The organism is Terrirhizobium terrae, assembly GCF_030323265.1.
In the GTDB taxonomy this organism is placed as follows: Bacteria; Pseudomonadota; Alphaproteobacteria; order Rhizobiales; family Rhizobiaceae; genus Neorhizobium.
The window spans coordinates 155,683-174,564 of record NZ_CP104991.1 but is presented as its reverse complement, the minus strand read 5'-3'; the positions used below and the strand labels follow the sequence as shown (position 1 = coordinate 174,564).

At 60.1% G+C, this 18,882-nt stretch carries 14 protein-coding genes and 4 pseudogenes; 9 read left to right on the top strand and 9 right to left on the bottom strand.

The window, feature by feature from the left end; all coding sequences use genetic code 11:
• Nucleotides 1-246 precede the first annotated feature (246 nt).
• Nucleotides 247-1,716, bottom strand: coding sequence for an efflux transporter outer membrane subunit (locus N7E02_RS04600; protein WP_286578892.1), 1,470 nt, complete (start codon nucleotides 1,714-1,716; stop codon nucleotides 247-249).
• 74 nt (nucleotides 1,717-1,790) lie between these two features.
• Nucleotides 1,791-1,994, bottom strand: a pseudogene (locus N7E02_RS04595) (efflux RND transporter permease subunit); the annotation flags it as partial.
• A gap of 32 nt (nucleotides 1,995-2,026) precedes the next feature.
• Here N7E02_RS04595 and N7E02_RS04590 point away from each other — a divergent pair.
• A pseudogene (locus tag N7E02_RS04590) lies at nucleotides 2,027-3,466 on the top strand (MFS transporter).
• 168 nt (nucleotides 3,467-3,634) lie between these two features.
• Here N7E02_RS04590 and N7E02_RS04585 read toward each other — a convergent pair.
• From N7E02_RS04585 to N7E02_RS04575, 3 genes are all read right to left on the bottom strand, one after another.
• Nucleotides 3,635-4,057, bottom strand: coding sequence for a hypothetical protein (locus tag N7E02_RS04585; protein ID WP_286578891.1), 423 nt, complete (start codon nucleotides 4,055-4,057; stop codon nucleotides 3,635-3,637).
• Entirely contained in the window at nucleotides 4,047-4,307 is a 261-nt protein-coding gene (locus N7E02_RS04580) for a type II toxin-antitoxin system Phd/YefM family antitoxin (RefSeq protein WP_286578890.1), read from the bottom strand. Before N7E02_RS04580 ends, N7E02_RS04585 begins: the two co-directional genes overlap by 11 nt.
• A 226-nt stretch (nucleotides 4,308-4,533) precedes the next feature.
• The gene (locus N7E02_RS04575; protein ID WP_286578889.1) at nucleotides 4,534-5,052 is read right to left on the bottom strand and encodes an NUDIX hydrolase; all 519 of its coding nucleotides are present in this window, start codon (nucleotides 5,050-5,052) and stop codon (nucleotides 4,534-4,536) included.
• A gap of 106 nt (nucleotides 5,053-5,158) precedes the next feature.
• Here N7E02_RS04575 and N7E02_RS04570 point away from each other — a divergent pair, with 106 nt between their 5' ends.
• Nucleotides 5,159-5,803 (top strand): DUF47 domain-containing protein, encoded by a 645-nt coding sequence (locus N7E02_RS04570; protein ID WP_286578888.1) that lies wholly within the window; start codon nucleotides 5,159-5,161, stop codon nucleotides 5,801-5,803.
• Nucleotides 5,803-6,807 (top strand): inorganic phosphate transporter, encoded by a 1,005-nt coding sequence (locus N7E02_RS04565; protein ID WP_286578887.1) that lies wholly within the window; start codon nucleotides 5,803-5,805, stop codon nucleotides 6,805-6,807. The genes N7E02_RS04570 and N7E02_RS04565 overlap by 1 nt, the downstream gene beginning before the upstream one ends.
• A gap of 764 nt (nucleotides 6,808-7,571) precedes the next feature.
• Here the strand turns inward: N7E02_RS04565 and N7E02_RS04560 are convergent.
• The 4 genes and pseudogenes from N7E02_RS04560 to N7E02_RS04545 form a co-directional block, all read right to left on the bottom strand.
• Nucleotides 7,572-8,305 (bottom strand): annotated as a pseudogene (locus tag N7E02_RS04560) (aldo/keto reductase); the annotation flags it as partial.
• A 215-nt stretch (nucleotides 8,306-8,520) separates the two neighbouring features.
• Entirely contained in the window at nucleotides 8,521-9,198 is a 678-nt protein-coding gene (locus N7E02_RS04555) for a DUF1028 domain-containing protein (RefSeq protein WP_286578886.1), read from the bottom strand.
• 80 nt (nucleotides 9,199-9,278) lie between these two features.
• Nucleotides 9,279-9,692 carry a RidA family protein gene (locus N7E02_RS04550; protein WP_145632231.1) on the bottom strand — a complete coding sequence of 138 codons (414 nt, stop codon included), beginning with the start codon at nucleotides 9,690-9,692 and terminating at the stop codon, nucleotides 9,279-9,281.
• A 54-nt stretch (nucleotides 9,693-9,746) separates the two neighbouring features.
• Nucleotides 9,747-10,996: pseudogene (locus N7E02_RS04545) on the bottom strand (flavin-containing monooxygenase).
• A gap of 272 nt (nucleotides 10,997-11,268) precedes the next feature.
• Between N7E02_RS04545 and N7E02_RS04540 the strand changes: the two are divergent.
• From N7E02_RS04540 to N7E02_RS04515, 6 genes are all read left to right on the top strand, one after another.
• On the top strand, nucleotides 11,269-12,222 hold the full coding sequence (locus N7E02_RS04540; protein ID WP_286578885.1) for a LysR family transcriptional regulator: 954 nt from the start codon (nucleotides 11,269-11,271) through the stop codon (nucleotides 12,220-12,222).
• Nucleotides 12,223-12,341: 119 nt separating this feature from the next.
• Nucleotides 12,342-12,623: a hypothetical protein gene (locus N7E02_RS04535; protein ID WP_286578884.1), complete on the top strand. Its 282-nt coding sequence runs from the start codon at nucleotides 12,342-12,344 to the stop codon at nucleotides 12,621-12,623.
• The gene (locus tag N7E02_RS04530; protein WP_286578883.1) at nucleotides 12,620-14,683 is read left to right on the top strand and encodes a glycoside hydrolase family 3 C-terminal domain-containing protein; all 2,064 of its coding nucleotides are present in this window, start codon (nucleotides 12,620-12,622) and stop codon (nucleotides 14,681-14,683) included. Before N7E02_RS04535 ends, N7E02_RS04530 begins: the two co-directional genes overlap by 4 nt.
• Entirely contained in the window at nucleotides 14,680-15,885 is a 1,206-nt protein-coding gene (gene argE / locus N7E02_RS04525) for an acetylornithine deacetylase (RefSeq protein WP_286578882.1), read from the top strand. Before N7E02_RS04530 ends, argE begins: the two co-directional genes overlap by 4 nt.
• A 69-nt stretch (nucleotides 15,886-15,954) precedes the next feature.
• Nucleotides 15,955-17,025: an ABC transporter substrate-binding protein gene (locus N7E02_RS04520; RefSeq protein ID WP_286578881.1), complete on the top strand. Its 1,071-nt coding sequence runs from the start codon at nucleotides 15,955-15,957 to the stop codon at nucleotides 17,023-17,025.
• A 120-nt stretch (nucleotides 17,026-17,145) separates the two neighbouring features.
• A complete protein-coding gene (locus N7E02_RS04515) occupies nucleotides 17,146-18,882 on the top strand; it encodes an ABC transporter permease subunit (RefSeq protein ID WP_286578880.1) in 1,737 nt (578 codons plus the stop codon).

Sequence of the window (18,882 nt, the reverse complement as noted above, 5' to 3'; positions counted from 1 at the left end):
GCCTACTCATGCCCGTGTAACGTGGCATTGCGAACCGAGTGCTTCCAGGATAGCGAGCATGACGCTTTAGCTCCTTCGGCGATGGCTCGAGCAATTAGATGCGACGTTGGACGACGTCGCTACCAATGCCGAAAAAACATGGTTCAAGAGCTAAACGTGGCCGGCGCTTTTGCTCCATTCTACACGTCACGGCAGAGTGTCGCCGGGCAGATGGTCCGGCCAAGGCCTGAACGCATCAACAACCGGCTATCGTGACGCCTCTATTGTAGCAGGCGACGCCTCGTTACTCGCCACCTTTACGCCTGCGCGTTGACCCGACCAGCCGCCGCCCAACGCCTTGTTGAGGGATATGTAAGCCTTCGTCAGCGCAATCTGGCTGTCGATCAGTGATGCTTCGGCATCGTACTGAGCTCTCTGCGTATCCAGCAGGTTGAGATAGTCCAGCGTGCCGCTCTCGTACTGGACGCGCGATGCCTGATACGCGGTCCAGTAGGACGAGACCGCCTGGGTCAGCTTGGCGCCACGGATGCGGTTCTGGTTCAGGGAAACGATCGCATTCTCGACATCCTCCATCGCCGTGAGCACCGCCGTCTGGTAGGCAGCAGCAGACGCATCCCGCCGGGCACGAGAGACCTCGACAGCCGTCTTAAGCTGTCCGCCTCGGAAGAGAGGGATCGTGAGTGCCGGTCCTATCGCCCACGACATCGTCGACTTCTCTGCGAGATCGCCGAGCGAGAGCGCCTGGGACGCGATGTTGCCCGTGAGACTGAGGGATGGATACCGCGCGGCCTCCGCAACTCCGATCCTTGCCGTCGACTGGGCGAGTTGCCGTTCGGCCATGCGCACATCGGGTCGTGCAAGTATGGAATCCGCCGGGATCCCGACGGGCATCGGCAGCTTCGGGCGCGGGATCGGTCTACTTTTCTCGAGTTCAAGCGCCAGTGACGCTGGCGGCAAGCCGAGCAGCACGCCGAGACGATGGATGGCAGCAGACCTGTTGATCTCGATGGCGGGGATCTGCGCTTCGGTGCTTGCTGCCAATGCCTCCGATCGTGCGACTTCCGCAACGGTCGCGGTGCCCGCGTCCGCCTTCGCTCTCGTCAACGCCGCGGTGTCTCGCTGGGATCTTCCCGTTCGGCGCGCGAGGGCGAGCTGCGCCTGCGAACCTCTGACCTGGACGTAGTTCGACGCCACATCGCCGATCAGCACGAGCATCGTGTTGCGCAGATCCTCCTGCGATGCATCGAGGCCGTAGCGGGCCGCCTCTACTGATCTGCGCCTGCCGCCGAACAGATCGATCTCCCATCCGGCATCGAAGCCGCTGCGCCACTGCGTTGCCGGATTGTCACCGACAGCAGCACTTTGCTCCGCCACCTTGGATCGCTGGACCGAGGAGGAACTCCCAAGCGTGGGCAGCAGGCCCCCTTCATCCTGGCGGAGCTGCGCGCGGGCTTCCGTCACCCTTGCCATCGCCGCCTGAACCCTGAGGTTCGCCCCCATCGCCCGATCCACATAGGAATTTAGGAGCGGATCGTTCAGGTTGCGCCACCAATGGCTCAGTTGGGCTGGCTTCTCCGCCTCTTTCCCTTGGCGGGATGACCAGGATGCTGGCAAGACTGATCCGGGGGTCTGGTAGTCGGGGCCAACAACGCAGCCGGAGAGCATTGTGAGGGAGAGGACTGCAACGATGGCTCGTTTACGCGGTTCGAGGCGCATGGGTATTTCCTGAAACAGAGAACGGGGTGTCGGGCTTCCGCCCATCCGGTCAAGGATGGGCGGGCTGTGCGGACTTAAGCGGCGTCGTCCTCGACCGGACGCTTCGTGCGCAGCAGCTTGAGCACGAAGACGAAGAAGGCCGGGACGAAGAACACTGCTAGGACCGTCGCCGAGATCATGCCGCCGAGCACCGCAGTGCCGATGGCGTTCTGGCTGGCAGCGCTCGGCCCGGTCGCGATTGCCAGCGGCACCACGCCAAGCGTGAAGGCGAGCGACGTCCCGTAATCCCTGGCTGATCCTCGTGGCGGCCATGCTGGCGTTCCCGCCTGTCGTCGTGGATATGACAATCCTGCACATTGCAGTTCCCTCGCTGACCCTGGCGCTCGGTGCGTCAGGAACCGAGGTTCTGTGGATCATCGACATCTATCCGCTGGTGATGGCGGGTCTGCTCGTTCCGATGGGCACGCTCGCAGACAAGATCGGATAGCGCCGGATTCTGCTGCTGGGCCTCGGCATATTTTCCATCGCGTCCCTTGCTGCCGCCTACTCGCCGTCCGTCAGCGCGCTGATCGCCGCACGCGCGGCCCTTGGCGTGGGATCGGCCATGATCATGCCATGAGTGCTGGCGGTGATCCGTCAGGCGTTCGCCGATGATGCGGAGCGTGCGACGGCTCTCGGCATCTGGAGTGTCGTCGGCATGGCTGGTGCCGCCATCGGCCCGCTGGCCGGAGGATTGCTGCTCGAACACTTCTGGTGGGGTTCGGTTTTCCTCGTGAACATCCCGGTGATGACGCTCGTCATTCCCATCGTCTGGTTTTTGGTGCCGGAACGTTCCGGAAATCCTGCAGCGGTGTGGAAGCCGGGCCAAGCTGTCATCGTCATCGCGGGACTGATGCTCACTGTCTACGGCATCAAAACCGTGTTCAAGTCCGGTCTAGACATCGGCGCCATCAGCCCACTCCTCTTGGGAGCGCTGCTGCTCCTATGGTTCGCAAGGATCCAGAACGCGTCGGAGCATCCGATGCTGGATCTCGAGCTGCTTCGCAAGCCTGCGATTGCCGTCGGCTTCATGATGGCATTTGTGGCTAGTGGGTCCTTGGCAGGGTTCGAGCTGGTGCTGGCGCAGGAGCTTCAGTTCGTCCTCGGAAAATCGCCGTTGGAGGCTGGTCTGTTCATGTTGCCACTCGTCATTGCAGCAGCAGTCGGTGGTCCGATCGGTGGCAAGTTGGCGACATGGTTTGTCCTGAGGTTAGTTGCGTCCGGCTCGTTCGTCGTGGCTGCCGCGGCGCTTGCTGCGCTTGCCATGTTCGACCTCAAGGATCCGGGCGTTCTGGTGCCAACCCTTCTGCGATCCTGGGCTTTGCAGCTTGGCGTGGGGCTGCTGGCGTCGTCGATTGCCATCATGGGCAGCGCTCCGGAAGAGAAGGCGGGCGCAGCGGGTGCGATCGAAAGCACCGGATACGAACTGGGCGGCGGTCTCGGAGTGACTATCTTCGGGGTTCTGGTGAACTCGATCTATCGGAGCTCGTTCATTACACCGCCGGGTGCTCCGGAGGCTTCGGCCAACTCGATCGGGGAGGCGATGACTGCCGCAAAGAGCGCTACTGGGGATCTTGGCATGCAGATCGCCAATGCCGCGAGGACGTCTTTCGTCGATGCGCACGGGACTGTTCTGATCGCAGTCGCAACCGCGATCGGCATCCTTGCTGTGGTGGTTTTCCTGTCGCTGCGCGAGGCTGAGGCACGCTAGGTTTGGCCAGGATAGTTCATTTTAGCGAAGTAACAGCTCCCTAGAAAATTCACGGGGGCAGAGGTTCGATTCCTTTCAAGAGCAAAACCGTCATCGGTGGGCGTGGCTGCTCCAACACTAGCCGGAATGGTGGTGGGTAGTGAACCCGCGAAAATCGAATCTAGCGATTCAATCCATTCTGTTTATCCGGCGGCCTGAATTTCTAGAAGCTTCGCCAAAGGCGGCCGCAATCTTCATCATGAACGCCTTGCTGAAACGACCGAGCGTCTTCTCGTCTGGCTCAATGTACCAAGAACGCTCAGCCACATCGTAATTGTATTCATCGACCATCACCCAACAGCGCTTCAGATCGCTCAGGCCGGCTCGACGTGCCTCCGTATCAGGGATTTCCAGGGCGGCGCGGTCGGTCCTCGGAGGATGCGTTGTCACTGCGAGAAGAGCCAGGTGGGTAAGGCCGTCCTTGGCACTACGAACCGCAACGACGACGCAGGTCGGGCGCGACTTGCGTCCTTCAGTCTCACCACGCTCATCCTGCCAACTCCATAGATATGGATAGCTGATTATCTGACCGGGAAGGAACTCACGGCTCATCGCCGTACCCGTCACCACGCGCCAACCGATCGATTTCCGCACCAAACAGCTCTACATGCTCATCGGGCATGTCCGCGGCCCGATGAGGCTTGCGGGGGTCGCCACCGGTGCGCAACCGTTCATAATGCTCATAGCTCATCAACACGAAGCGTGGCTTCCTGTGTTTGGTGAGAACTACCGGCTCACGGCTGGCCGCATCTGTGACATCTCCGACCTGCTTGTTGAGGTCACCCGTCGTGTAATGGCGCATAGACTATCTCCGAAATGGATATCCAGAATATCTGGATTTTCCATATTATCAAGATATTTCGCTTTTGGGAAAATTGATTGAGTGACGAGGGTATTTGTATTGGATGGCACGTATAGAGCTGAAATCTGTTCCGCGAAAAAGAGACTATCAAATTATGGGGCGACGGTTCTGATCCGCTCAAGACCGTAGCAGATACTTTGCTTCAACCAACTCAATCGTCGCTCGCCTAAAGCCTCTTCTTGGGTCTGAAATCGATCAGCATCGACTTGAGCTCGACTTCGCGTACTCGCCGCGCCGCCTCTTCAGGAGAGAGCCAAGCCAGAGTCCGCTGGCCGCGTTCCTTGAACTCGGTAGCAGTCGCTGAGACCTCGACCTGAAACACCTCAACGACACACGGAGCGACATTCCCGTCGTCAAGCCACTTTATGTAGGTATAGCGTCCAACCGGCGCCTTCTTCGCACGGCCGCGTACCCCAGCTTCCTCCCAAGCTTCAATCGCGGCGGCTTCGTACGGCTTCTTCTTCTTCATCGGCCAACCCTTCGGGATGATCCAACGTCCGGTGCCTCGCGATGTAATCAGAAGGACTTGCAGATCTCGCCCGTCATCAGTCCATCGGTAACAGAGAGCGCCATATTGTGTCCGGAACTCTCCGCTGAACAACCTGTCGGGCATCGCGGCAAGCTGCTGGAGCAACGTCTTGTCTTTTGCAACTGACCGCCTGCGGTCCTTTCTTATGGCCTTCATGTAATATCAATCGGTTATTTTCGCCGTTGCTACAATGGCCAGCCTGTGTTTATGACAGTTTTATGACAGCGCTGCCGCACGCAAAAATCACGTAGGGAGCTAGCCTATGATGAGTATTTTCCGAAAATTGATGCCGCGTGAGGACAAGTTCTTCGACATGTTTTGCGAGCACTCGAAGACGGTGGTGGAAGCCGCCGAGGCCCTGCGCGATCTTCTCAATGGCGTGGATGTCCAGAACAACTGCGAACGAATCGTGAGACTGGAGGACCGCGCTGACAATATCACCCGCGATGTGCTTCTCGCGGTCAGACGCAGCTTCATCACTCCGTTCGATCGTGGCGACATCAAGGACCTGATTCAGTCGATGGATGACGCGATCGATATGATGCACAAGACGGTCAAGACCATCCGTCTGTTCGAACAAACCAGCTTCGATCCACTGATGCGGCAGATGGGCGAGGAGGTCGTGCGCGCCGCGCACCTGGTCGCCGCGGCCATTCCACTACTCGACAAGGTCGGTGCAAATGCGCAGCGGCTCAGCGCCATCGCCGAGGAAGTCACCCGCGTCGAGGGCCGTTCCGACGACCTGCACGACCAGGGTCTCAAGGATCTCTTCATCCGCCATGGCGCAGCCGGCAACGCGATGGCCTATATGATCGGCAGCGAGATCTATAGCGAACTTGAAAAGGTCGTCGACCGGTTCGAGGACGTCGCCAACGAGATCAGCGGCATCGTGATCGAGAACGTCTGATGGACGCGACGCTCGCTTTTCCGCTTCTTGCCGGCCTGATCGGCATCGCGCTGTTCTTCGACTTCCTCAACGGATTGCACGACGCCGCCAACTCGATCGCGACAATCGTCTCGACGCGTGTGCTGCGGCCGCAATATGCGGTGGCCTGGGCGGCATTCTTCAACTTCATCGCCTTCCTCTTCTTCGGCCTGCATGTGGCCGAAACGCTCGGAACCGGCATCATCGATCCCGGCATCGTTTCGCCTGCGGTGATCTTTGCCGCGCTGATGGGCGCAATCGTCTGGAACATCGTCACTTGGGTCTTCGGCATTCCGTCCAGCTCATCGCATGCGCTGGTCGGCGGGCTGATCGGTGCAGGTCTTGCCAAGGTCGGTGTTTCCTCGATCGTGTGGAGCGGTTTCCTGAAGACGGCGGGGGCGATCTTCATGTCACCTGCAATCGGCTTCTTCCTGGCGCTGGTGCTGGTGCTTGCCGTCTCCTGGATCTTCGTGCGCCAGACGCCCTTCGCTGTCGACCGGACATTCCGCATCATGCAGTTCATCTCGGCCTCGCTGTATTCCCTCGGCCATGGCGGTAATGATGCGCAGAAGACGATGGGCATCATCGCCGTGCTGCTGTTCAGCCAGGGCTATCTCGGCTCCGAGTTCTACGTGCCGTTCTGGGTGGTGATCACCTGCCAGTCGGCGATGGCGCTCGGCACGCTCTTCGGCGGCTGGCGCATCGTCCACACGATGGGATCGAAGATCACCCGGCTCAACCCGATGCAGGGTTTTTGTGCGGAGACCGGTGGGGCTCTGACCCTGTTCGGCGCGACCTGGCTCGGTATACCGGTGTCGACGACGCACACGATCACCGGTGCCATTATCGGCGTGGGTGCCGCCCGTCGGATGTCGGCGGTGCGCTGGGGGCTGGCAGGCAACATCGTCATCGCCTGGATCGTCACCATGCCAGCGGCGGCGCTGATCTCCTACATAACGTACAGAGTCGTTGCCCTGTTTTCCTGACCTGTTTCAGTCGCGACAGGGTGCGGAGGCTTTTCAATGAAATTCTCGTCGGTCCATTGCCATCATCGGGAATGGTCACGAGGGCCTGGGAGTTCGGGGTGGGGTCCAGACTCTCTATACGCAGGGGGACGGGGGCGCGGCCCTCGTGACGTAGCGACAATGCGCTGCTGCTGAGAAGGTTCCTTGTAGCATTTGCCAGAGCGCGCCCATAGGCTCCGAGCGTGCTGTCCTCACGAGGAAGGCGCTCAGAATCCATTGCAAGCGCAACCCCTCAAATGTCGTATCTTCCCACAACTTTGTCTCGGAAAGCTCGACCGAGAAATCGCCTTTTGCAAGAAATTTTCGCGTTTTCGATCTGGAAGTGCCGATAATCGAGGTTTCTATGAGTGGGTTGAGGGATCACATTCCTTCAAGACCATAGCGCACGCCACCGCCTCACGCGGATGCACGGTTGTTGGGTTGCAGATTTCTACGCATTTTGCGAACCGCGGGAGCACAGCCTTGTTGGCCAGCCATCGGGTAACGAGCTGCGTGGCGTCTTGTGGAAATCAGTCGCCTTTAAGACGTTCGCCAAATCAGCCCATTTTCTCCGGTGACATGGCATGACCGGTCGCGGGAGTCGATTGACCTGTCACCCGCTAGCTTGCTCACCCATCCTGAGGTCAAGGAAGCTTTTTGCCGCGGGCGGATGTAAAAACAGCGTACCATTCGCTTCGGGTCCACCGGACATCGAAAGCGGCAAGCGCAGCAGCAATTCTTTCGGGATTTTGCGAGCCAATGATCGGAATGATCCCGGAAGGATGGGACATCAGCCAGCTATACGATGCGATATCGCGTGTGACGCCCGCGCGTTCTGCGACCCTATCCAGTTCTGCGGCAACATTTTTATCTTTGTCGTCGCGCGGATCAAGAAGCCTGCCGCCCCCAGGGGCGACCACGCCAGAGGTGTAAGCCCCATCATCATGGCCTGATCGAGTTCGCCGTTCTCGAAGCAGTCGATGCGCAACGGGCTGATCTCCGGCTGCGTTGAAACGAGCGGATGCCCGAGAAAATGCTGGAGCGCCTGAACCTGATGTATGGAAAAATTGGACACGCCAAGCGCCCTGACCTTCCCCTTGGCGATGGCATCCTGCAGGCACCTGGCGGCCTCCTGCGGATGTGCGAGCACATCCGGCCGGTGGATCTGCCACAGGTCGATCGTATCGACTTTTAATCGACGCAAAGAGGCCTCGAGGGCTTCCGCCAGATAGGAACGGCTCTGGTCATAAGGCACACCCGGGCGGATGCCGGCCTTGGTGGCAAGCACCATGCGATTTCGCAGGGACGGATCGGCGGCGATAGCATCCCCCAGCAGCGCCTCGGCGCTCCCGAAACCACCGGGAGCGGAAAATCCATAGAGATCTGCCGTATCGAGGAAGTTTATCCCGGCATCCAGAACGGATGAAACGAGTTTATGGACGTCGCTCAGGGAAGGATTGCCGGATGCCAGGCGCCACATGCCCCATGCAATCGACGAAACGGTGATGCCGCTCGCGCCTAATGTTTGCTGACGGGCACGGGTGGGGATGGTTTCCATAAAATGCCTTTAACATACGACTGTGATGGTTCTGGGCGACAGAGCCGACCTTTCGATCCTCGTATCCCGGGGCAGGATCGGGGGAAGGTCAAGACGATACCGCGCGTTTGCTCTTGCCGTTCAGGCCGCATTGCGGGTCATTCGTCGCCCGGCACCCCATATGACGGCGCAGATAGCGGATTGAGGGCGCGTGTCACGTAATCTGCGGCCTGAGGCTTGTAGACTTCCCATGCGCGTGCAACCGCCGCGATCGGGCACCCTTCATCGAGCCAGTCGATCCGCAATTCGGCATAGGGCCAGCTCTGCTTGTCGACGATCAGCAGACCTGCCGAACGAACAGGGCCAGCTTCGCCGCCGGCATCGGTGCCCGCCTTCAGTGCCGCGACGAGGCGGTCTCCGAGAGATCCGGGTGTTTTCTCGAACGTGTCGATCATTGCTTGCGGCACGCCGTCATTGGCCAGCAGATTGCCGGCGGCAACGCACTGGTGACCGGTCGCAGAGCTCCAGATTCCAAGCGCCTTGGGGCCTGAATGAATGGCTGTATTGCCCTCGGTATCGATTGCCAGCAATTGGCGATGGTCCGGAAAATCATCGCTCTGACGGGCTGCTGCAACTGCATCCGCCGCGTGGGCACCCTTTGCGAGCTCCTCCAGCATTTTGGGACCAAGCGCGGGATTAGTGACATTCTGCGTGGTCACTGCGCCGATACGGGCCTGCGCCCAGGCGCAGCGGGCGGCAACAGCCGGAGAAGAAGACGAAATCGCCACACCGAACTGGCCGGTCTCATCGCAGCGCGCGACGATGGAGAAGGTCATGGGAACTCCTGTATCAGGTGGGATGTCGGTGTGCCTTTGTGGCCGCCGATAAATGCCGACCGCCACCATGTGAGGAAGAATCAGTCCGGAATGACGGCGGTCGCATCGATTTCCACCAGCCACTCGGGGCGTGCCAGCGCGACGACGACAAGGCCGGTGCAGACCGGGAAGACGCCCTTGATGTATTCGCCCATGGTCCGGTAAACGGCTTCGCGGTGACGCACGTCGGTGAGATAGACGACCAGCTTCGTGACGTGCTCCATCTTGCCACCGGATTCTTCAACCAGCTGGCGGATGTTCTGCATCACCTTGTGGGTCTGGTCCACCGGATCATGGCTGTCGATGTTCTTGGCGGTGTCGAGATCCTGCGGGCACTGGCCGCGCAGGAAGATCATCGTGCCACGGGCGACGACGGCCTGGCAGAGGTCGTTGTCGAGCTTCTGCTCGGGGTATGTTTCCTTGGTGTTGAACTTGCGAATGCGCGTATGGGCCATTCTCTTCTCCATCGGATTGTTCATGTTGGTCGTCGGCAGGTTTTTGCCGGATGATCAGGGTTGCGGCGCGTAGGCGAGGTACGTGTCCTGGATGAGGATATGGTCGGCCACATGCTTGGCATCGTGCCATACGCCCCAGATGAAGCTGGAACCGCGGCCGGAAAGCCAAGGAGGCCGAGGAAGTAGATACCTTTTTCAGCGGAAACGCCGCGCTGGTGTTTTGGACGACCGGCCTCGTCGAAAGCGTTGACCTTCAGCCAGCTGTAGTCCGAGACAAAACCGGTCGCCCAGATGATCGTGGTTACACCCGCTTCTTGCAGGTTGAGCTCGCGCAACGGATTGGTGACACAGTCGACCTGCGGTCCCAGCGTGCGGGCATCGGGTTCTTCCGGCAGATCGAAAGCATTGCGGGCGATAAAGGCATCCGCCTCGTCGAGCAGGGACAGATAATTCTGGTCACCGCGATCGAGATTTCGGACAAGATCGTCGGCGAAGGAAAGCGATCCGTTATTATAGGCAACTGTCATGCCGGCCAGCACCATGCCTTGCGCCGCCAGACGGCGGAAATCGATGGTCTTGCCGCCGTGTGCGCCGCTGACCGCAATGGTCACATGCTCTGAACCGGGGGCCTGTGCCTGTGCGTCCCATTTGCCAAGCACGCCGAGCCACCAGACGAAATCGCGGCCGCGATAGGCGCGCGGCGGGCGGTCATGCGGGCCAACGGAGAGATAGATCTTGCGGCCGGATAACATCAGTTCCTCGGCAATCTGCACGCCGGACGAACCTGCGCCAACGACCAGCACCGCGCCTTCGGCGAGCTGCGCGGGATTGCGGTAATCGCTCGAATGCATTTGCGTGATACCGGCATCCGCAGGCACGATCGGTGGAATGGAAGGTTTCTGGAACGGGCCGGTAGCGGCAACGACGTTGAGAGCTTCGATGACGCCATCGGAGGTTTCGACGCGAAAACCGGGCCGGTCTTCAAGCCGTTCGACCTTGGTGACGTCGACGCCGCAGCGGATCGGCGCCTTGTGCATGTCGGCATAGGCTTCAAAATAATCGGCGACGCCTTCCTTGGGCACGAATGCGTCAGGATGACCGGGGAAATCCATCCCCGGAAAGCGATCATGCCAGGCCGGGCCGTTGGCGACCAGCGAATCCCAGCGCATCGAACGCCAGCGCTCGGCAACACGCCCGCGCTCGAGCACGATGTAGTCGATGCCGTTGCGGCTCAGGTGTTCGCTCATGGCGACACCCGCCTGGCCGGCGCCAACCACCAGCGTATGGATCTTTTCGACTGACATGCATTCGCCCTTCTTTATTTCGCAACGACCCGCCGTTCGGCGCTCAGCTATCGTTCCGGTCTAGCGAAGGCTTGGCATTCGGAAAATTATGATTTGCTGCAGCACTGGTTAGGATTGCCGAAAGCAGGGCACGGGCGGGCTGACGAGGTCACTTCGGTGAGGGAACGTTTACATTTTAGCAAAGCACAAATATTAGGCTGCCGTCCGGCGCCTCGTTTGACGGGGGCCTATCCGTCTGCCTTGCGGCGTGACTTTTGGCATCAGGGCCTCACATGCGGTTCACTTTGCGGCAGCTCGAATATTTCATCGCCACGGCAGAAGCCGGTTCGATCACGCTTGCATCGGACCGTATCCGGGTTTCTCAGCCCTCTATCTCGACGGCGATCTCGCAGCTGGAGATCGAGCTCAACACCCAGTTATTCCTGCGGCGCCATGCGCAGGGACTGTCGCTGACCCCGGCCGGACAGAAACTTTTGCTGCAGGCGAAGGCGGTGATCGAGCAGGTGCAGAACCTCTATACCGCAGCCTCGGAAGCAACGGACCAGATTCGCGGAACCCTGTCGCTCGGCTGCCTGCTCACCTTTGCGCCGATGCTGCTGCCGGAAGTGAGCCAGAGTTTCAAGGCAGCCTATCCCGGCGTGACTGTCAGGCCGACTGTCGCCGATCACCGGACACTGCTGACGCGCCTGGAACGCGCCGAACTGGATATCGCGCTCTCATACGATCTGTCTGTTCCGGAAGGTTTCGAATTTACGCCGCTGGCGGAGCTTCCGCCCTATGTTCAGGTGGCCGAAACCGACCCGCTGGCCGAACGCTCGGCGATTTCGCTGGTCGAATTACAGGAACATGAATTCATCCTGCTCGATCTGCCGCTGTCGCGCGACTATTTCCTCGGCCTGTTCGCGGCCGCCGGAGCAACACCGAATATCGTCGCGCAGATCCAGCATCAGGAAGTCATCCGCACGATGGTGGCCAGCCGTTACGGCTATACGCTTGCTAATGTCCGGCCGAAGAACAAGGCAGCGCTGGATGGGAGACGGCTTGTCAGCCTGCGCCTGTCGGGAGAGCACCGGCCGATGCGTATCGGCCTGATCCGCGTCGGCCAGCAGGTTTCGACGCGTATGGTGCGGACGTTTGAAGAGCATTGCAGCAACCTCATTTCCGACAATTATGTGCCGGGCATGGAGGCGCCGATCCTCAACCTGCGTCGGACAAGCCAAAGCTAGGCTCGCTTTTTCAAAGCATCACTTCTGAATATCTTATTTTGATTTTTGTTCGGTGGCTGACAATGTGCGCGCCAACACCGCCTGACCAGCGCGGTGAGTGCCGCATCACGGAGTCCAGAATGCACGAGAAGACCAAGTCCGCAGATCAGACAATCGCATCGATCGTCGAGGCGATGACCAATCAGGAAAAGGTCGACCTGCTTTCCGGTTTCGGAATGTGGAAGACTGCGGCTGTTCCCGCCTATGGCATCAAGCCGATCGTCATGACTGACGGCACCTATGGCGTACGATATTCGATCCCACAGATCGATAGTGATGAACGCGGCGGCATGGATCTCGATGCCTTCCTCTCCGTTGTCAACCAGCGTGCCAGCGATGTCGCGATTGCGTGGGGGAAATGAAGCCGGCGACCTGCTTCCCCAACGGTTCGGCGATGGGTAACAGCTGGGATGAAGGTTTGATGCAGCGGCTCGGCGTGCTGCTCGGTCAGGAATGCCGCGCCATGGGCGTGCATCTGCTGCTTGGTCCCGGCATCAATCTGCGCCGCACGCCGCTCGCCGGCCGCTCCTACGAATATTACTCCGAAGATCCGCTGGTCACCGGCAAGCTGTCGGCAGCCGTTATCGAAGGCATCCAGAGCCAAGGCGTGGGTACCTCGCTCAAACATTTTGCCTGCAACAATTCCGAGGTCGAGCGCACCACGATGGATAGTGTCATCGAGGAACGTGCGCTTCGGGAAATCTATCTCAAGGGTTTTGAGATCGCCATCAAGCAATCAAAGCCCTGGACGATCATGTCCTCCTACAATCGCCTCAACGGGGTGCAGGCTTCACAGGATCCGTGGCTCCTGAACGACGTGCTGCGCGATGACTGGGGCTTTGACGGCGTGGTTGTTTCCGATTGGCACGGCATCAAGGATCGTCCGGTTTCGCTGATGGCGGGTGGCGATCTCGACATGCCGGAAAGCCCGCGCCGCAAGGCCGATCTTCTGGCCGCACTCGACAACGGCACCGTTCCGTCAGACGTGGCGAACCTGTCCTGCACGCGCATGCTGGAAATGATCGAGCGCTGCAATGCAGGCGCGGCAAATCCGGTGCCGGTCTACACCGCCGAGGACCATCATGCCGAAGCGCGCGCCATGGCGGCTGCTTCCATGGTTCTGGTGCGCAACGCAGACCTGCTGCCGATCACGCCGGACATGAAGACCATTCTCGTCGTCGGTCGTGATGCTGGCACGCCGGTCATTCAGGGTTCCGGTTGTGCCACCACAATCCCCACCATGGTCGACCAGCCGCTGGAGCAGTTGCAGCAGGCGCTTGGCGCAAACCATATGCTGACCTTCCGTGAAGAGGCCGATGCCGAAACGCTGGCGCTGGCCGCAAAGGCGGATCTGGTTCTGGTCTATACCTCGACCGAGGGCGCCTATGATGGCGAAGGTTCCGACCGTACGACGCTGGCGCTTGGCCCTGGTCAGGATGACATGATCGCATCGCTTGCCGAGGCTTCGGATAAGGTCGCAGTTGTGATCGCATGCCCGGATGCGGTAGAAATGCCGTGGGTGGATGCGGTTGGGGCGGTGCTCGTCACCTTCTATGCCGGCCAGGCCATGGGCGGTGCCGTTGCCGATGTGTTGACCGGCAAGGTCAATCCGTCCGGCAAGCTTTCCGTCACCTTCCCGAAGCGTCTGGCAGATGTTCCCGGCTTCCTGCATTATCCCGGCGAAAACGGCCGCCATATTTATGGCGAAGGCATTCATGTCGGTTATCGTTCCTATGATCTGCGCGAAATAGAACCGCTCTTCCCGTTCGGTCATGGCCTGAGCTATACGACCTTCGCGTATTCCGATCTCAGCGTGTCGTCCGCCCAGATCGGCCTGCAGGATGAAATCACTGTTGCCTTCACCGTCACCAACACGGGCGGCCGTGCTGGTGCGGAAGTGACGCAGCTTTATCTTCATGCACCGGGCAAACGTTTGAAGCGTTCGCCGCAGGAGTTGAAGGGTTTTGCCAAGCCCGTTCTGGCGCCCGGCGAAAGCAAACGGATCGAGATCACCCTCAAGGGCTCGGATCTGGCGATCTGGGACCCGGCGCTCGGACGCTGGGTGCTGGAAGGTGTGGATGCCCGCCTCGTTATCGGCGCGTCCTCGCGTGATCCAAAATTGTCCGCCGACCTGACGATCAAGCCGTCGGTCCTGCCGTTCCGTCGCATCGCCTATGACACCCAGCCAGCCTATGTGCTGCCGAATGCCATCGCCTGCGAGCATATCTGCGCCTATCTGGTCAGCCGCTGCAATATCTCGAAAGACGACGCGATGCGCATGCTCAACCATTGCGCCAACTCGTTCTTCGGCATCTTCACCTCACTGGAACGCCGTCTTCGCGTGTCCATTCCGGAAGCCGAGGTTGCCGGCCTGGTTGCCGACATCAACGCGGCGATGGATGAGGCGGAGGCAAGGCTGTGACGGTGACGCAAGCGTGGCTTGAGCGCCTCGTCGCGCATCCCACCGTCAGTTCGGACACCAACCTGCCGCTGATCGACGAAGTCGAGACAGCACTGGAAGAAGCGGGCGCGGTCTGCGAACGCTTCTACGACGCGACCGGACAGAAGGCAGCACTACTGGCGCGGCTTGGCCCGGATGCACCTGGCGGGTTGATGTTGTCCGGCCATGTCGATGTCGTTCCGGTTGTCGGGCAGGACTGGACGGTGCCGCCGTTTAGTCTCACGCTTAAGAATGGCAAGCTTTATGGGCGCGGCACGACCGACATGAAGGGTTTTGTCGCATCGGCGCTGGCGCTGGCACAAACGATCGACGTGAAAAGCCTGGCGGCCCCCTTGTGGCTTGCAATCTCCTATGACGAGGAAATCGGCTGTGTCGGAGTGAGACCAATGCTTGAGGAAATCGCCGCACGCGACATCCTGCCGGACCTGATCGTGGTCGGTGAGCCGACATCGATGCAGCTCGGCCTTGGCCACAAGGGCAAGATGGCCTTGCACGTTAAGGCGACCGGCGTGCCGCGCCACTCCGCCGAGGCACCGCTCGCGCTCAACGCATTGCATATCGCCAGCGATTTCATCTCCGGCCTGCGCAAATTGCAGGATGAAATCGAGGCCCGTGGTCCGCGTGAGCCGGGCTATTCCGTTCCTTATGCCACCGTGCATGTCGGCAAGCTTTCGGGCGGCACGGCGGTCAATCTGGTGCCGGACAATGCCGAGCTGTTGATGGAATGCCGCATGATGGCGGCGGACGATCCGCTGGCTTTGGCCGAGCAGGTTCGCAAGGCAGGTGCTGCGGCCGTCGCCCCGCACAAGGAACGTTTCAAGGAGGCGTCGATCGATATCGAGATCACCGGCAATTATCCGGGCCACTCGATTGATGGCGATCATCCTGTCGTGCAGGCCTTTGCCGCCTGCCTGCCGAAGGGTGGCAAGGAATGTCGCGTCAGCTTTGGCACGGAAGCGGGTCTGTTCGCACAGGCGCTGGATGTGCCGGTGGTCATTTGCGGGCCGGGTAGCATGGAACAGGGGCATCGCCCCGATGAATTCATCGAGGAATCCCAGCTAGCGATCTGTGACAACGTGCTTGCCGAGGCTGTTCTTCGCTTTTGCGCAAGCCGTCGGCCGCTTGCTTCGCATGTGCCAAAGCAGATGCACGGAAAAATGTAATTTACCGAAGCCGCAGTGACGGAAAGAGTAGAGTTGACGAAGGTCAAACAAAAACGCCGGAGGGTAAAAATGAATAACAATGTATCGCGCCGTGGCTTCATGAAGGCGACCACCGGCCTTGCCGCCGTAGCGCTTGCTGCTCCGGCGCTGCTGAAGGGCACCCGCGCCTTTGCCGGCGAAACGCTGGTCGTACGCGATATGGGCGGCGCCTTCTATGAAGGCTTCAAGGTCGCCTTCTACGACACCTTTGCCGCCGAAACCGGCGTGACGATTCAGACCAATACCAACGAGCCGGATCCGATCCCGCAATACAAGATGGCGATCGACACCGACACCAAACTGTTCGACGTCGCGCTGATGACGCCGGAACACGTGCTGCGTATCCGCAAGCTCGGCGGCAATTACATGCTGCCGCTCAATATCGAAGTGCCCAACAAGGACGACTTCACGCCGCACACGTTCGAGAATGATTTTGCCGGCGTCGCCATCTTCGCGCTGGCCATGGGCTACCGCAAGGACACGATGAAGACGGTGCCGACCAGTTGGGCCGATTTCTGGAATGTCGAATCCTTCAAGGGCCGTCGCGGCCTGTGGCGCAGCCCGGTAACGACACTGGAAATGGCACTGCTGGCCGATGGCGTTCCGCTCGACAAGCTTTATCCGCTCGATGTCGACCGCGCCTTCAAAAGCCTCGACAAGATCAAGTCCAACATCGACATTTGGTGGACCTCGGGCGCTCACGCCACGCAGCTTCTCCAGAACGGCGAACTGGACATGATGTCGACCTGGTCGACCCGCGCGCAGGCGGCCATCAATGCCGGCGCACCGGCAGGCATCGTCTGGAACGGTGGCCTGTTCAACATCGATGGCTGGACGATCGCCGGCAACACCGAAAAGGCTGATCTCGCCCGCAAGTTCATCGAATGGTGCCTCGATCCAAAGCGTCAGGCTGCCTACACCGACATTCTCGCTTGCGGCCCGACCAACATGAAGGCTTACGAACACCTGAATGCCGAGAAGGCGCAGCTTCTACCGACCTCGCCGGAAAACATCAAGGGTCTGACGGTTCTCAACGCCGCATACTGGGCCGAAAACCAGGATGCGCTGACGCAGCGTTTCGAGCAGTGGATCCTGAGCTGATCAGTCCCTGAATTCCACCTGAGCTTCAAGTTCCGTTTTCCGGCGGAGCTGCATATCTGACAAAGGGTGGCCCGGTCCTGCGACATGCGGGACGGGCCATTTTAACAGACGGGACTCCCAATGGCTGAACTTTCTGCCACAGACACGATCTCACGGAAGCGCCTGAGGCTGGATAGCCTCTGGTTGTCCATGCCGGGGCTTGTCTATATGGCGCTGTTGCTGATCCTTCCGGCCGGCGCGCTGATCTGGCAATCCTTCATCGACCCCAAATCCGGCGCCTTCGACCTCAGCGTCTACGAGCAGATGATCTCGGCCGGCGTTTATGTGCGGGTTCTGGGCAATACATTTGCCATTGCCGCGCAGGTGACCATCGTCAGTCTTCTCGCGGGGTATCCGATCGCAGTCTGGCTGGCCGGCATGTCTGAGCGCCGCCGCCGCATGGCCATGTGGCTGGTGCTTCTTCCTTTCTGGGTCAGTCCACTCTTGAAAAATTTCGCCTGGATCGTTCTGCTCGCTCGCAAGGGCATCGTCGCCCAGATGCTGACCGGCATGGGTTTCGACACGCAACTCGATCTGCTTTATGGGCGCGGCGCGGTGATCTTCGGCATGGCGCATGCCATGCTGCCGATCGCGATCCTGACCATGCTGCCGACCATGCTGAACATCGATGGCCGTCTCATCCCTGCCGCCATGACCATGGGTGCAAGCCGCAGCCAGTCCTTCTGGCGCATTTTTGTGCCGCTTTCGATGCCGGGTGTTGCCGCCGCCGGCCTGCTGATCTTTGTCATGGGCCTCGGCTTCTTCATCACGCCGGCTCTGCTTGGTTCGCCGCGCGAAACCGTCATCGGTCAGATGATGATCACCCAGGTACAGCAACTCTTCAATCTGCGCCTCGCCGGTGCTCTCGCAGCGCTTCTTCTTGCCGTCACGCTGATCACCATCGCCGTCTACGACCGCTTTTTCGGCATGTCGGCCGTTTCCGGCAATGGCGCGGCGACCAGGCGTGGTGGCGTGATTGGGGCCATCGGTGGCGCAGTCATCGAGATGGGGGCCGCCGTCAGCGATTTTGTCGCCAACCTGTTTCCGGCGCGTTTCGGTCGCGGCGTTTTCACCGTGTTCGTGTGGATCGTCATTGCCGTCCTGGTCATCCCGGTTCTGGCATTCCCGCCGATGGCCTTTTCCGGATCGAGTTTTCTCGAATTTCCGCCGAAGAGCTTTTCGCTGAAATGGTTCCAGACCTATCTGAATTCCAGCCAGTGGATGGGCGCGACGTCCCGCTCGGTGATCGTCGCCATCGTGACCGGTATCGCTGCCACGATCATCTCGGGCATGGCAGCCTATGGTCTGGCCCGAACGCAGCGCAAGGCGGGCGGCCTGATTTTCCTGTCCTTCATGCTGCCGATGATCGTGCCAAATATCGTCATCGGCGTGTCGCTGTTCTACGTGCTGGCCAAGGTCGGCCTGATCGCGACGGATACCGGCATCATACTCGGCCACACGCTGTCGGCTATGCCGATCGTCTTCGTCATCCTGCTGACCACGTTCCGTGGTTTCGACTGGCGCCTGCTTCAGGCGGCGGCAACGCTCGGTGCCAGCCGCTGGCAGCAGATCCGTCTCGTGCTTCTGCCGCTGGTCAAGGGCGGCGCCATCGCAGCCTTCCTGTTCGGCCTGCTGCATTCCTTCGAAGAACTGACGATCGCGCTGTTCGTCGGTGCGGGCGTCAAGCAGACCCTGCCAAAGCAGATGTGGGACGATATCATTCTCAGCATTTCTCCGACCCTGGCCGCGGCCTCGGTCTTCATCGTGGCGGTGGTGACAGTACTTTTCGTCATCGCCGAAAAGGCAAGGCCGCGCTGA